The organism is Psychrobacillus sp. FSL K6-1464 (genome assembly GCF_038003145.1).
Classification (GTDB): Bacteria; Bacillota; Bacilli; order Bacillales_A; family Planococcaceae; genus Psychrobacillus; species Psychrobacillus psychrotolerans.
This window is the reverse complement of record NZ_JBBOOP010000001.1, coordinates 492,677-507,714: the sequence shown is the minus strand read 5'-3', so window position 1 is coordinate 507,714 and position 15,038 is coordinate 492,677. Positions and strand designations below refer to the sequence as shown.

At 37.4% G+C, this 15,038-nt stretch carries 14 protein-coding genes and 1 other annotated feature; of the genes, 7 read left to right on the top strand and 7 right to left on the bottom strand.

The window, feature by feature from the left end; translation table 11 throughout:
* Positions 1-4: 4 nt before the first annotated feature.
* From MKX39_RS02505 to MKX39_RS02495, 3 genes are all read right to left on the bottom strand, one after another.
* Entirely contained in the window at positions 5-1,156 is a 1,152-nt protein-coding gene (locus tag MKX39_RS02505) for a thiolase family protein (RefSeq protein WP_340768150.1), read from the bottom strand.
* Between the two features lie 515 nt (positions 1,157-1,671).
* The gene (locus tag MKX39_RS02500) at positions 1,672-2,442 is read right to left on the bottom strand and encodes a 3-hydroxyacyl-CoA dehydrogenase (protein ID WP_340768149.1); all 771 of its coding nucleotides are present in this window, start codon (positions 2,440-2,442) and stop codon (positions 1,672-1,674) included.
* 108 nt (positions 2,443-2,550) lie between these two features.
* On the bottom strand, positions 2,551-3,117 hold the full coding sequence (locus MKX39_RS02495) for an NADPH-dependent FMN reductase (protein ID WP_340768148.1): 567 nt from the start codon (positions 3,115-3,117) through the stop codon (positions 2,551-2,553).
* A 172-nt stretch (positions 3,118-3,289) separates the two neighbouring features.
* Between MKX39_RS02495 and MKX39_RS02490 the strand changes: the two genes are divergently transcribed.
* The 3 genes from MKX39_RS02490 to MKX39_RS02475 all read left to right on the top strand — a co-directional run bounded on the left by MKX39_RS02490 (position 3,290) and on the right by MKX39_RS02475 (position 5,388).
* On the top strand, positions 3,290-4,198 hold the full coding sequence (locus tag MKX39_RS02490) for an AEC family transporter (RefSeq protein WP_340768147.1): 909 nt from the start codon (positions 3,290-3,292) through the stop codon (positions 4,196-4,198).
* A 338-nt stretch (positions 4,199-4,536) separates the two neighbouring features.
* Positions 4,537-4,803, top strand: a complete 267-nt coding sequence (locus MKX39_RS02480; protein WP_340768146.1) for a spore coat protein CotJB — start codon at positions 4,537-4,539, stop codon at positions 4,801-4,803.
* A 15-nt stretch (positions 4,804-4,818) separates the two neighbouring features.
* On the top strand, positions 4,819-5,388 hold the full coding sequence (locus MKX39_RS02475; protein WP_093535987.1) for a manganese catalase family protein: 570 nt from the start codon (positions 4,819-4,821) through the stop codon (positions 5,386-5,388).
* 52 nt (positions 5,389-5,440) lie between these two features.
* Here MKX39_RS02475 and MKX39_RS02470 read toward each other — a convergent pair whose 3' ends face one another.
* Positions 5,441-7,531 carry an MMPL family transporter gene (locus MKX39_RS02470; protein ID WP_445678015.1) on the bottom strand — a complete coding sequence of 697 codons (2,091 nt, stop codon included), beginning with the start codon at positions 7,529-7,531 and terminating at the stop codon, positions 5,441-5,443.
* A 104-nt stretch (positions 7,532-7,635) separates the two neighbouring features.
* Positions 7,636-8,214: a TetR/AcrR family transcriptional regulator gene (locus tag MKX39_RS02465; RefSeq protein ID WP_340768145.1), complete on the bottom strand. Its 579-nt coding sequence runs from the start codon at positions 8,212-8,214 to the stop codon at positions 7,636-7,638.
* A gap of 203 nt (positions 8,215-8,417) precedes the next feature.
* Here MKX39_RS02465 and MKX39_RS02460 point away from each other — a divergent pair, with 203 nt between their 5' ends.
* Positions 8,418-9,191 (top strand): SDR family NAD(P)-dependent oxidoreductase, encoded by a 774-nt coding sequence (locus tag MKX39_RS02460; RefSeq protein ID WP_340768143.1) that lies wholly within the window; start codon positions 8,418-8,420, stop codon positions 9,189-9,191.
* A 145-nt stretch (positions 9,192-9,336) separates the two neighbouring features.
* On the opposite strand, the gene dacB is transcribed toward MKX39_RS02460, so the two are convergent.
* Positions 9,337-10,818 carry a D-alanyl-D-alanine carboxypeptidase/D-alanyl-D-alanine endopeptidase gene (dacB, locus tag MKX39_RS02455; protein WP_340768142.1) on the bottom strand — a complete coding sequence of 494 codons (1,482 nt, stop codon included), beginning with the start codon at positions 10,816-10,818 and terminating at the stop codon, positions 9,337-9,339.
* 215 nt (positions 10,819-11,033) lie between these two features.
* Here dacB and MKX39_RS02450 point away from each other — a divergent pair, with 215 nt between their 5' ends.
* Together MKX39_RS02450 and MKX39_RS02445 are read left to right on the top strand one after the other, a co-directional pair.
* Entirely contained in the window at positions 11,034-11,378 is a 345-nt protein-coding gene (locus tag MKX39_RS02450; RefSeq protein WP_340768141.1) for a PadR family transcriptional regulator, read from the top strand.
* Complete coding sequence (locus MKX39_RS02445) at positions 11,365-12,030, top strand: DUF1129 family protein (RefSeq protein WP_175496211.1); 666 nt, start codon at positions 11,365-11,367, stop codon at positions 12,028-12,030. The genes MKX39_RS02450 and MKX39_RS02445 overlap by 14 nt, the downstream gene beginning before the upstream one ends.
* Before the next feature lie 50 nt (positions 12,031-12,080).
* Here the strand turns inward: MKX39_RS02445 and MKX39_RS02440 are convergent, their stop codons facing one another.
* The gene (locus MKX39_RS02440; protein ID WP_340771312.1) at positions 12,081-13,328 is read right to left on the bottom strand and encodes an erythromycin esterase family protein; all 1,248 of its coding nucleotides are present in this window, start codon (positions 13,326-13,328) and stop codon (positions 12,081-12,083) included.
* A gap of 122 nt (positions 13,329-13,450) precedes the next feature.
* Positions 13,451-13,711: a binding site (T-box leader), on the top strand.
* Positions 13,712-13,773: 62 nt separating this feature from the next.
* On the opposite strand from MKX39_RS02440, the gene MKX39_RS02435 reads away from it, so the two are divergent.
* Complete coding sequence (locus MKX39_RS02435) at positions 13,774-14,976, top strand: MFS transporter (RefSeq protein ID WP_340768139.1); 1,203 nt, start codon at positions 13,774-13,776, stop codon at positions 14,974-14,976.
* Positions 14,977-15,038 lie beyond the last annotated feature (62 nt).

The following is a 15,038-nucleotide window of genomic DNA, read 5'->3' as shown; positions in this document are numbered from 1 at the left end:
CCCCCTATTCAATTCTTTCAATAATCGTTGCATTCGCCATACCCATACCTTCGCAAATAGCTAGTAGACCATAGCGTCCACCAGTGCGTTCTAGCCTATGCAGCATCGTAACTAATAGCTTTGTCCCGGTAGCTCCTAACGGATGACCGAGTGCTATAGCTCCTCCATCTGGATTTAACTTTTCAGGGTTGGCACCCGTTTCATGAAGCCAAACTAGTGGAACTTGCGCAAAAGCTTCGTTCACTTCATAGGTGTCCATGTCTTCAATTGAAAGACCAGCTTTTAAAAGGACTTTTTTGGTCGCTTCAATAGGACCAGTTAACATGAGCGTCGGGTCAGACCCCGTTACACTGCGAGCGATAATACGAGCTTTAGGTTTTAGGCCAAGCTCATCTGCCTTTTTACGAGACATCAGAAGAACTGCAGAAGCTCCATCACTCATTTGACTGGCATTCCCCGCTGTAATTACACCATTTTCATCAAATACTGGTTTCAATCCACTTAATACCTCAACAGTTGAGCCTGCACGGGGACCCTCGTCAATTTTGAAGCTTGTTATTGTTCCATCTGCTTGTAAAACGTCTACTGGAATAATTTCTTTTTTAAAATGACCTTTTTCAATTGCTTCGAAGGCCTTAATATGACTTTCTGATGAATACTTATCCAACTCTTCACGCGTTAAATTCCATTTCTCTACCATTCGCTCTGAAGATAACCCTTGATTGATAATTTCATATTTCTCGCTAAGCTTAGGACTTACTTTTGTATTTCCTACATTTGAAAACATAGGCTCCCGTGTCATGCTTTCCACGCCTCCAGCTATGACTATGTCCATATCTCCCGAAGCAATTGCTTGCGCCCCAAAATGGACTGCTTGCTGACTCGAACCACATTGACGATCAATAGTAACGCCTGGTACATGTATTGGGAAACCTGCAATTAACGCTGATGTTCGAGCGATATTCCCACTTTGTTCCCCTATTTGTGTCACACACCCTAAAATGACATCATCTACATCTGCTTTATCCACACCTGCACGCTTTACTAACTCATCTAAAACAATAGCTGCAAGTTCATCAGGACGATATTCTGAAAATGCCCCTTTTCTTCTACCTATTGCTGTTCTTACCCCATCTACTATTACAACCTCTGTCATCTCATTTCCACCCTTCGTTTTTCTACTTCCAGCTACAGCACCTTTACTCGAAATCCTTCCAGCGCTTTTAGGCCCGCACGATGCGGGTCATGCAGTAGTTGCTACACGATGTCGCGAACTTAGACTTCCTTCCCCATAGGCGCTTTCGCTTTTCTTCCTGTCCAGCTCTGGGCACCAGCCTCTCGAGTCCGCTTCAGTATTTCTATAAAGGCAAAGGACGCCTTTTCCAAAATACTTCCAGTGCTTGTAGGCCCGCACGATGCGGGTCATGCAGTCGTTGCGACACGATGTCGCGAACTTAGACTGCCCTCCCCATAGGCGCTTTCGCTTTTCTTCCTGTCCAGCTCTGGGCACCAGCCTCTCGAGTCACTTCAGTATTTCAATAAAGGCAAAGGACACCTTAACTCGAAATCCTTCCAGCGCTTATAGGCCCGCACGATGCGGGTCATGCAGTCGTTGCGACACGATGTCGCGAACTTAGACTGCCCTCCCCATAGGCGCTTTCGCTTTTCTTTTTACCTCGGTTGCATTCGGATTGCTCCGTCTAATCGAATTACTTCTCCATTGATATATTCGTTTTCAATCATAAATACTACTAAATTAGCAAACTCCTCTGGTCTCCCTAACCTTTTGGGAAATTCTACTAGAGACTCTAATTTTTCTATTACCTTTTCTCCTAAACTTTCTGCCATCGGTGTATGGAATAATCCTGGGGCAATTGCATTTATACGTATGCCAAATGAAGATAAATCTCTTGCAATTGGAAGTGTCATCCCTACTATTCCGGCTTTGCTAGCACTATAAGCTGCTTGCCCCATTTGACCCTCAAATGCCGCAACTGATGCTGTATTGATAATAACGCCTCGTTCAGTGGATTCCTCTTTTATATCATTTTTCGTCATTTCCGCAGCCGCTAACCTTAAGGTATTAAACGTTCCAATTAAATTAATATCTATAACTTTTTTGAAATTTTCTAAAGGCATTACTCCAGATTTTCCAACTACTTTTTGTGGAGGAGCTATACCTGCACAATTCACACAAATATGTATGGATCCTAACTTTTCTACCGTATGCTGTATTGCCTTAATGACAGATTCTTCGTTGGTCACATTAACTATTTGGTATGTGACGTTATCTCCGAATTCTTGAGTAGCCTTTTTTGCTAATTCTTCATTTAAATCAAAAATTACTACCCTAGCCCCTTTTTCGAGTAAACGTGTAACAGTAGCAAGCCCCAATCCGGATGCTCCACCTGTTACAATTGCTACTCTGTTCTGAATATCCATTGCCACACCCCTTTTATATTATCCGAATATTTTCAATAATACATTTTAATTATAACGTAAAAAGTCCAAGGGAAAAGTATTATTCCCTTGGACTCCATTACCTTATGCTTAACGTAGTGTTTTTAAAGCACCACTCCACGCTAGTAATTGATCTAGCATTTTATTTGCGTTACCTTCATGATAATCAGCAGGCTTGAATAAGGTCATATTTTGAAAGTCAGTCATTAGCGAGAAGGTCACTGCGGTTTGAACATCTGCCACCTGTAGTTCTCCTAAGATTAGACGCATGTTTTCATGTGCACGTGCCCCTCCTAAACTTCCGTATCCTACAAAACCAGCCGCCTTATTGTTTAATTCAGGTTTTAAGTAATCTAATGCATTTTTTAATGCCCCGCCTACTGAATGGTTATACTCCGGAGTTATAAAAATATAGCCATCATATGTAGCCATTTTCTGAGACCAATTTCTTATGGCAGAGTTTGCTTCTTCCTGCTGTTCTGCATGTATCTCTTGGCCAAGAAGTGGTAATCTATAATTTATCAAATCTACTAATTCATAGTCAGCATCCTGTCGTTTGCAAGCAAAATTATACATCCATTTCGATACAGCCTCCGCGTTTCTCCCTTTTCTAACGCTTCCTACTACAATGCCAATTTTAAGTTTTTCTATTGCCATAATTTTTTCCTCCTTCAGACTCTTTATCAATTATTGATAGTCTTCTGCACTACTGACATAATATATATCATTTCCATTTGAGTGATTTCTACACCTATCATTCTATATTTTAAAAATATGCTATAGTGGTTTTAATAATTATAAATTGACCATTTAGATTGAAGGTGTTGAATTGGAGCTGGTATTGATTATTTTGCCGGTTTTTATTATTTTCTTTATCGGATTTGTTGGACAAAAATTTATTGGTTTTGATATTAAGTCTATCTCAACTGCCGCACTATACCTAATGTCTCCGTTTTTAGCTTTCCGAACATTTTATACAAATGCCTTAACGCTGGAATATTTTTATATCGTAATATTTTGCCTAGTTTTAGCTTTTATATTACTAATAATTACTTGGGTTACTGGAACTCTTATGAAATCATCGCGGTCGCAGCTTTCTGCGATGATTTTAGGTGGCATGTTTATGAATAGTGGAAATTATGGAGCTCCAGTAGTGTTATTTGCTTTAGGGGCTACCGGTTTTGACTATGCCGTAATGATTATGGTTTTACATGGTTTGTTTATCAATACATTTGGTATATTTTTTGCGTCTCTTGGTGGAGGGGAGAAAGCAACATGGCAACAATCACTGCACCGAGTTATTAGAATGCCAGTCGTTTATGCAGCTGCACTTGGAATTCTTTTACAAGAAACACAATTGACTGTGCCACAGGCAGTAATGGAAGGAGTCGGACTTGTAGCAGATGCCTCGATACCAACCGTAATGCTCGTCCTCGGGATGCAATTAGCCGTCATTTCTCGTAAAAAGGTTGCCTATCGGTATGTAGCCGCAGTTTCTGTTATTCGGATAATTATTTCTCCCTTACTTGCTGTTGGAATTTTATACTTCCTGCCAGTTAATGATACGGTTAAGCAAGTTGCTATTATACTAGCAGCTATGCCAACCGCTGCTAATACCACGATGCTCGCATTGCAATTTAATACGGAACCCGATCTCGTTTCATTTACAACTCTTGTTACCACACTTATCAGCATTATTTCTATTCCGCTAGTTCTATTTTTCTTAGGGATATCTTAGAGTATAATAGAGAATTTTTCATTAACGAATCCTTATTAGTTTTTCTAAACTTTTAAGGATTTTTTATATTTAAGAATTAGACAAGCTCTTGCTCCATAGGATGAATAGAAGGAGTGATTGCATTTGCAAAATCCAAGTTACCGAGGAAGTTATAAGCCTTTCGTTTCACCACGAGATCCATGTCCCCCTATTACCATAAAGTATTTTGTGTTACCACCACAAATTTTCACTAACTTCCAACAACCAGGTCTACCTCAAAATTCTCCAGAGGAAGCACTAATGCAAGGTTCTCTTTGGCCCAAATTTGTGGATGGCTTTTCCCGAGAGGAAGGAATTTCATGAATGTTTTTGATGAAAGAATGAGACTGTTAAAAACAGTACAACAAATGGATTTCGTTGTGGTTGAATGGACATTATACACGGATACACATCCTAATGATGAAGATGCTTTAGAACAATGGAGAGAAGCTATTAAAAATGCTGCAGTCGCACGCAAACAATACGAAAATAAGTTTGGTCCATTATCACTTAAATCCATCCCCTCAAGGCAAGCGCTTGAATTAGGTTGGCGTTGGAACCAAGATCCTTGGCCATGGCAATTATGAGAGAGGAGAAATTAGATGTGGGTTTATGAAAAAAAGTTACTTTATCCAGTTGAGGTAACCACTTGCAATCCGATGCTCGCTAGATATCTGATGGAACAATATGGAGGTGCTGATGGAGAACTAGCGGCTGCTCTTAGATATATGAATCAGCGTTATACCGTTCCGGATAAAGTAATCGGACTCCTTACAGATATTTCCACCGAAGAATTCTCACATCTTGAAATGCTTGCTACGATGATTTATAAATTGACAAAGGATGCTACCCCTGAACAATTAGAAAAAGCTGGTTTAGGTGCACATTTCGTTAATCACGGACACTCCCTATTTTATGAGAATGCTGGGGGTGTTCCTTTTACAGCTACGTATATTCAATCTAAAGGAGACCCTATTGCAGATTTATATGAGGATATTGCTGCAGAAGAAAAAGCACGTGCCACCTATCAATGGTTAATCGATATATCAGATGATCCCGGTATCAATGATGCTTTACGTTTCTTAAGAGAACGAGAAAATATTCATTCACTTCGTTTTCGTGAGGCAGTTGAATTACTAAAAGATGAAAGGGATAGAAAGAAAGTCTTCTAAAAAAAAACCGCATGGTCCTCTTAGAATTATTCTAAAAGACCATGCGGTTATATTATTTTTTATCTTTTTCAAATAGGACAATCAATGCAGGTAATAGAATACCGCGTATTAAGAATGTGTCCAAAATAATTCCTACAGCTACGATAAATCCAAAAACGAATAACAGTTGGATTGGCTGCGTCATCAATACAGCAAACGTGGCTGCAAGTAGTATCCCTGCAGATGAAATAACTCCACCTGTGTGAGATACTGCAATTTCTACAGCCTTTTTCACAGGATGTTTTTCTCGTTCTTCCAAATATCTAGAAATAAGAATAATATTATAATCGATTCCTAGTGCTACTAAGAACACGAACGAATACAACGGAACACGATTACTAATCGTATCGATATCGAAGAATAAATTCGATAAGAACATACCTAGACCAAGTGCTGCCAGGAACGACAATAGAATAGTTCCCATCATGTATATTGGCATTTTGACAGATTTCGTTAACACGATTAATAAAATAAAGATTAATATTGTTTCCAGTACAACGATAAGGATTAGATCGCGACTATTTACTGAACGATCATCTACTTGTGAAGCTGTTTCACCTGCAAAGTATAAATCACCCTCAGCATTGCTATCTTTAACAATACTTTCCTCATCCTCTATCATTTTTTCAAGAGCATCCATCGACTCTGTTGAATATGGACTTTCCTCAAATGTTAATTGGAATTGTGCTGCAAGTCCATCTTCTGAAATCCCCGTACCTCTAACAGTACTAACTAAATCTTGCTGTAATAACTGCTCGATTAGACTAGCTTGTGTTTCTTCCGTAATTTCACTTTCAGATTCAAATAATACCGTTGTAGGAGCTAAATCCCCTTTTGCAAATTCATTCTCTATAATTTCATACCCTTCCCGGGATGGCATATCAGCAGGGAAAGACTTCATCGTATCAAATTCATAATTTAAATTGAACAGATTTAATGCCGAAACGATTAAAATAACTAATATAGAAACGGCAGCAACTATAGGTTTATGGACAACAAATGATGCAATTTTGCTCCATAGAGAGTTTGCTTTTACTTCTGTCTCCCCGTACTTTGGAATACGTGGCCAAAATGATTTTCGGCCGAAAAGTGTAAATAATGCTGGGATTAATGTGACAGCGGCAAGCATAATAACAAGCATTGTTGTTCCAAAAATTGGTGCGAAATTACGATAATCTCCGAATGATGCAAAGAATAATACTAGCATTGCAGCTAAAACTGTACCACCTGCAAAAAATACAGGAATTCCTGTCTCACGCATTGCGTACTTCATAGCGTCAAATTTAGTTTCATAATTCTTTAACTCTTCTCTGTAACGAGAAAATACAAACAATGAATAATCAATTGTTGCCGCAAACAATAAGATGGACATGATTGATAATGACTGACTTGCTAAATCTAATCCATTAGCTCCGAGAATCCCAAGCAACTGGTTTACTACTTGATACACAATACCTGCTGCTAAAAGTGGAATTAGTGCTAATAATGGAGAACGATAAATGACAATTAACAGAATTAAAATAATGCCTACTGTCGATAATATTAAAACAAGATCAGCACGTTCAAATAGATTCGTGGTATCTACAGCAATTCCTGCTGGTCCAGTCATATATACTGTCGAACCGGTTTCCTCGGTCACAATTTCACTCACCTGATCCAGGCTTTCCTCTAATTCAGAGGTTTCCAAAGAAGTGATAAAACTTAGTGGAATAACAGATGTTTTCTTATCTGCTGAGAAAAATCCTTCGAGTGCTTGAGGTGGCAAACTACTTAAAGGAATCATTTCCTTCAAACCGTTTATATTTGCAGCCGCAACTTTATCTAAAGCTGCTACAAGAACTTCCATGTCTATTTCCTCTTTAGACTGTAGAACTAAAATTCCCGGTAAACTTTCTGCATCTTTAAAATGCTCATCAATATTTTCCTGTGCAATAACCGACTTGGCATCCTCAGGTAATGAGGCTACACTAGAAACTTTATGATCGCCTGCACCTGGTGCAACTATTGTAAATATTACAGTAATTGCTATCCAAATACCTAAAGTAATCCACATACCTTTTCGAGTTGCAATAAAATCAGTTACTCTACCTAGTACCTTTTTCAATAAGTCCACTTCTTTCTTTTTAAATTTAAGTGACATCAGTGTCACTTTGGATAAAAAAACATACCTGTCATTTACATTATGTGTAAAAGTGACTTGTATGTCAATCAATCGCGCTGAAACATACCTTCACTTAAAATCTCTTTAATAGAAGCTACCCATTCGTCACGTGGTATACCAAAATGATTGGGAATAGCAATAGTTTGAAATATCATTCCCAGAATTATAGCATCCGATAGATGCCTCTTAATCACCTGCTCATTCTTCCCCTGCTCAATTAAACCTTGAAACTGTTTATACATATCCCTGTAGTATCCAGTTAACTGTGCCTGATTGGATGAAATGACTTGATTGGGAGATTTTTTAGGAATTTGGCTAATAATCTCCAGTATTTGATGAATTTCACTATGCTTAAAAATAAAATCAATAACTATAGAAAACTGTGTTTGGAAATCCCCATTTTTATCAAGTTCATTAAATTCTTGAAGAAATCGATTCATTTCATACATGAGAAACTCTAAGATTAATTCATCTTTGTTTTCATAATATTTATATATACTTCCACGAGAAACTTCCATCATCGAAGCTAGCTTACTAAATGTGAAAGCATCGTAACCATCCTCAATTAGCAATAACTTCGTTGCTTTAAATAACTCTTCATCAGTAAACTTACGTTCACGCGCCACATAACTCACCTCACTACACAAATAGTATAGTACATAGATGTACAAATTTAAACCATACTTACCTTAGTGAACTAAATTTATCTTTTTATTAACTCAGAGTTAAAAATATTTAAAGAACAGTGTGAAATCGAGTTAATTGACAATTTTTGACCACTATACTATCTCGCATGCAAAGTAATTTATTTAAAAAGGGAGTTTTTTTAATGGGTAAATTTGAAAATAAGGTAATAATCGTAACAGGTGCAGCAGGTGGAATTGGAAAAGTAACGGCTAAAAAATTAGCTGATGAGGGAGCAAAACTTGCTCTTGTCGATTTAAATTTAGAAGCTGTTCAACAAGTAATCGTTGATTTAGGCTTAGATGAAACTCGTGCAATTGCTCTTCAAGCCAATGTGGCAAAAGAAGAGGAAGTCAAGGCTTATGTAGATGCCACAGTTCTTAAATTCGGTCAAATTGATTGTTTCTTTAATAACGCAGGTATTGAAGGTACAACTAAACAAATCGAAGACTATCCAATTGAAACATTTGATTTGGTTTACAATGTCAATATAAAAGGAGCCTTCCTAGGCTTGAAATATGTGTTACCAGTGTTGAAAAAACAAGGATTTGGTGCGGTCGTTAACACAGCAAGCGGAGCAGGACTAATGGCTTCTCCAGGTATGGTTGGTTATATCATGTCGAAACATGCATTGATTGGTATCACCCGTGTAGCAGCTCTTGAAGCAGCACCCTTCGGTGTACGTGTAAATGCCGTTGCTCCGGGAATCATCAATACACGCATGATGCGTCAAATTGAAGAGAATACTCTACCTGGCCAAGGTGAAGCAGCTACAAAAGCATTCGCTTCAGCCGTTCCAATGGGACGCTACGGCGAAGCTGAAGAAGTCGCAAATGTGGTATCTTTCTTATTATCTGATGAGGCTTCCTATGTTACTCAATCCATCTACACAGTCGACGGTGGACAATTAAATCAATAAGACACATCCCTTAGATGGGGATCTAACACCTATTTGGTTTTTTCGTATTAATAATATAATCGGTACCAACCCTACATCTATAAAATATTATTAACCTCATATTAAAAGCGCCACCCTTTCTTTTGAAAGGGTGGCGCTTTTAGCATTAATAATTAGCAATTGTTGTGGCGATTTGATCGATTACTGGAATTGTACTTGACTTATTTTTTTCTGTTAACACCGTGAATATAAGTGTTTCACCACTTTTAGTTTTTGCATAGCCAGCGAGAGATTTTATGTTTTTTAGACTACCTGTTTTGGCCGTTACATTACCTCTAGCAGGGCTTGCTTTTAATCTGTTTTTAAGCGTACCACCAATTAATCTATCGGAAGATCCCGCCACTGGTAGACTTTTACTATAGATAGGATACCAAGGCTCCGAGCGTACTAAGTACAAAAGTTTCGAAAGTTGGCTAGAAGTAACTTTATTGGAATAGGACATTCCGGAGGCATCTTCAAAAGTCCATTTGGAAGCATCCAGCCCAATCGATAATGCGTATTCATTCATAACAAGAAGGCCTGCCTTCCAGCTTCCTTCATCATGTATTACTTTTCCCATTTCCTTTGCCAATACTTCTGCATGCGTGTTATTACTTAGTTTCATAAATGGAATCATTAAATCCTTTAGTTCCATGGACTTCCTTGAAGCAAGAGCTTTTGCATTTACTGGAGCTTTACCCTGCACAACTTTTGAAGCAGCAGTGAACGTAATACCTTTTTCTGCTAATGACTTTTTAAATACATCTAATGAGTAGGCTGTTGGATCCGTAACAGAAATCCATTCTTTTATACCGGAAGTTCCTAATGGAGAATTTCCAGTAATAATTACTTTATTAGTTCCCACTTTACGAGTTACCTTTAATGTGTTTTTATATCCTTTAGGTACCGTTTTGGAGTTATTGACTACTTGTAAAACACCTGTTGCAGGTGTTAATGTAATACTTGTTGCTCTACCATTCTTACTTGGTTTTGCTGTAACAATAACCGATCCTGCATCATAATCCCCGTTTGGCGAAAGCGTTAACGCCGAGATAGGTGCAGCATAGTAATATGGCTCGTCCTCAGCTAAAATACCTGCAGAAAGTCGAACTTTGTCATACCAGGTATCATCTCCGACTAAGTTTCCATTAACCTTTTTGATACCTTGTTTTGCCAACGTTGCTGCAAAATTATCTAAATGCGTTTTTAATAATGTCGGATCCCCTTGACCTTTTAAATAGAGGTTTCCTTTTAATATACCCTTTTCTACTTTACCTTCCGTCAAAACGGTCGTAGAGAAACGATACTTCTCACCAAGTGTTTCCAGTGCAGCTGCCCCTGTTAATAATTTCATTGTGGAAGCGGGAGTAATCCTTTTGTCTCCGTAATGTTCATACACAATTTCTCCAGTAGCAGCATTCCTTACCGTGACACTTGTAGAAGCACTTTTCATGCGATTATCAGCCATAATAGTATTGAGTTTAGTTTTTAAACTACTATACGAAGTAGCTGCCTCAACGGTATTATTTTCACTTGTAGAAATAAAAACAGATCCACTAATCATCACAATTGATACAACAGAAACTAATAGCTTTCTCCAAATCCTCACTCTATTCCTCCTAATTCGTCATTTAGTTACTGTTAGTTTAACACGTAATTGTCAGATAATAATGAACTTTTTTAATCCTTACAAGAAAGTGGACCATTTACCTAGTAGACATTACTACAAATTAAATTTATACTTACCTTAGCTACTTTGCAAAGCAAGGTAGCATTTCTTTATACAACTACTTTGTTATGCAAGTTAGTGGAAGGGAGAAAAAAATGTCCATTAGAAGTCAACTACTCAAAGGAATACTTGATGGCTGTGTACTTGCCGTTATCGAAAAAGAACCAGTCTACGGTTATGAACTTTCTAAAAAACTCCAAAAAGTCGGTTTAGAGGATGTAAGCGAAGGCACGATTTACCCTGTTTTATTAAGACTTCAAAAAAACAAGCTTATTGTTGGTGAAATGAGACCTTCTGAATCTGGACCCAATCGCAAATATTATTCATTGACTTCAGCTGGACAAGAAGCTCTTGAAACAATTTCTATAGAATGGAACCAATTATCAGTACCTATTAATGCTCTATTATCGAAAGGGGATGAACCATTTGAAAGCACGTGAGTTAATCGAACAAAATAACAAAAAAAGAGCACTATTGACGGAGGAAAACGAGAAATATTACACGAACTTATTACTTTATATTCGAACGAAGCTAACCTTATCAGAGCAACAATCAGAGGAAGTTTTGATGGAGATGTTAGATCATCTTACGGAAGGTCAACAAGATGGTAAAACAGCGCAAGAAATCTTTGGCAATGATCCTAAGGGTTATGCAGATGAGATTATTAGTCATTTACCGCGTGAAAATAAACGCAAGAGCTTCATATTCGTAAGTGAAATAGCTATAAACTTGGTTGGATGGTTTTTAATAATGAGAAGTATAATTATTCCTATAATTGGTACTAAAGCTTCTGAAGAAGTATATATCATTTCTTCCCTACTTCTCATCCTATTGATAATGGTTATGACAGCTTTAGGAGTAAAAATGATATTCGGTTTAATAAGTCAAAGATCTTTTGATGAAAATGCTACTGATAAAAAGATGATGATTAGGGCTGGTTTATATGGGGCAGGAGGATTCTTAGTTATTTTGATCATCAGTTTTTTTGTAAAAGAGATAGGTCCATCCTTTATATTACCGTGGCAGTCTTCACTTGGTATTGGCGCTATATTGTTACTGACTTCATGGATCATGAAGAAATCTAGAATTTAAGTAACATAGACAGATGGAGAAATTACTCCCTCTCCATCTGCATTCAATATTTAGTCAATGGGTGATATAGCATTCGTTTTATCTATATAAATAAAAGCATCGTATCTGCTCCCAATTTTAGAAGGAACGTAATTTCCATAGGCTTCGAAGTCTGGATTATAGACGACACCAATAGCCCGATGCCCCACCCAATCATTAAAGAATGTTCGATTCTCCTCGTCAAAAATCAGAAGCTTATCAGAAGCTTCTACACCATGCAGCATATCTTCCCATGAATCTTTTCTTGCTGGAGGCACAATCATTCTCTTAGGAGTAGTTCCCCACTCATCTGCCGCAATAACCTCGCCACTATGAGTACCAAATCCAACCGAAAACACATTTTCACGCTTGTTCTGCATACGAAGAATTTCTCCTACGTTTGTCAGACCTTCTTTTTTCATATCTGTTGCCGATGCATCTCCAATATGAGTATTATGTGCCCAAATTATTATTTTCGAATCTTTCCCATGATAATCCATTATTTCGTTAATAGCTTCGACCATATGCTCATCACGAACATTCCATGAAAGTTCATCACTGCGAACCATCGCTCTGTAATATTCTTCTGCATTTTGCGCTACTAATGCATTTATCTTTAAATTTAAATGTGCTTCTTCCTTATCTTCATACTGCTTTTCGTTTGTGCGAATAGATGAAACTAACTTCGTTACTTCCTCCACACAAGCATCCGAGATGTGAATAGAGGAAAATGCATACGTTTCGGGATGACGGTTAAAAGGCTCAAAACAGGATATTGCTTTTTTGGCAAAAGCCATATCAGTTCCCTCCGGATTTGTTTTCCGCAAATAGTTTATCACTTCATCTAAAGATTCCCATAAACTATACACATCAATTCCGTAGAATCCTATTTTCCTGTTATCTTTTAGTTGCTTATTATGTTTTTCTAACCACATAACTAATTCCGAAATCTCTTCATTTGCCCACATCCAAGTAGGCCAGCGTTCGAATACATTTAGTACATTTTGTTTGTTGACGTCTGTATCGTAACCTTTTATAAATCTATTTACTCGCTGAGTAGATGGCCAATCTCCTTCTACCGCAATTAGAGTAAATCCCTTTTCTTCAATCAGTCGCTTTGTTAACTCTGCTCGAACTTTATAAAATTCTGAAGTTCCATGACTAGCCTCTCCGAGTAATACAACTCTAGACTCTCCTATAGCTGTTAAAAGAGGAGTGAAATCCCCTGGAGTATTAAATGGCAATGCAAACTTTTTAATAGCTTCTGTAAGTGATGTTATCGTAAACACTCCTTTTCATAGAAGTTTGCGTTACGCCAGTATCCTTTATACTGATAAAAAGTTATTGCAAAAGATAAAAAACAACTAGTATTTAGAAGTGGATATGGTATGATAGGAAAAATTAAAAAGCTATGAAGAGAAGAGTAGGTAATCGAATATCTTTAAAGAGAGCCCTAGTAGCTGTGAATGGGTAAGAATGAAGTTACCGAAACAAGCCTCTGAGCTTCACATAGGACTTGTACAGAACAAGGTATTATGTGACAGTTGCTCCTGTTATCGAGCTAGAGTATAAGCATGTATACATGCCGTACTTGAAAAGGTCACTAATGGCGACATTAGGGCAAACTAGGGTGGCACCACGACATATTAATCTCGTCCCTAAGACAACAGTCTTGGGGGTGGGGTTTTTTTATTGACCAAATTTAAATATGTCGGAGGTTTTAAAATGTACTCATTTAAATGGAAGTTCCCAATTTTATATTTGAGTTCCGTTGGAGTTGCCAATATTGGAGGATGGATATACCTATTAGCAATTAACTTAATGGTATTAGAAATAACAGGATCTGCTTTAGCAGTTGCCACTTTATATATTATCAAACCTATCACACAGTTGTTAGTAGGACCTTGGGCTGGAAGTATAATTGACCGTGTTTCTACTAAACATATTATGGTCTACTTGGACCTATTTAGAGCAATATTAATCTTCTTCATCCCTTTTTCTAATTCCGTCTTCATTATTTTTACACTAGTGTTTTTCATACAAATGGCTGGTGCAATTTTTGAGCCAGCTTCCTTCACTTATATGACGCTTTTACTACCTGAAAGTATAAGACATCGATTTAATGCAATCCTTAGCTTTGTCCATTCGGGTGCATTTGTAACTGGTCCATTAATTGCGGGGATTTTATTTATGATTGGTTCCCTCAAGGAGGCATTATTTGTAAATGTCTTTATTTTTCTATTATGTGCCGCTCTTGCACTTCTTTTGCCTAAGCAAATGTCTTCAGCTTCTCATGAAAATTCAAGAATTACTTGGTTAAATATCCGAAATGACTGGAGTTTAGTTGTACGTTTTAGTAAAAAGGCTATCCCATTTTTCGTCTTATATATGATGTTTCAAATGGTAATGCTACTTACTGCAGCATTAGATTCCATGGAAGTAACATTTGCCAAGATGATTCTCAATCTCTCCAATACTGCCTATGGTTCCCTTGTCACTATCGCTGGTATCGGATTTTTAATAGGTGCAATCTGCACTAATGTGCTAGTAAGATTCTTTCCCGCTAAACTGTTAATGAGTATAGGAACACTATTTGTCTCCATTGGTTATATAATCTACAGTTTTTCTACAACCTATTTGTTAGCTAGCATCGGATTTTTTGTACTTTCATTTTTTCTATCTATTTCTAATACGGGATTTATGACATACATTCAATCGAATATCCCTATCGATATGATGGGAAGAATCTCAAGTATTTATGAGATGCTTGCGAGTTTTATACAAGTCATCACTATTCTTTTAGTAGGATTAGCCTCTCACTGGTTTTCTGTAAAAGAGGTTGTGATAGGATGTTCTACTCTAATGTTTACTACAGCTCTTTACTTAACCTTACTTTCAGCTAGTAAAGTTAGGAGTAAATTAGCCTAATAGTATTCAACTTTTTGGTCTTTACAAAATTCATTTGAATATCTTTATAAGAATAGACCTTA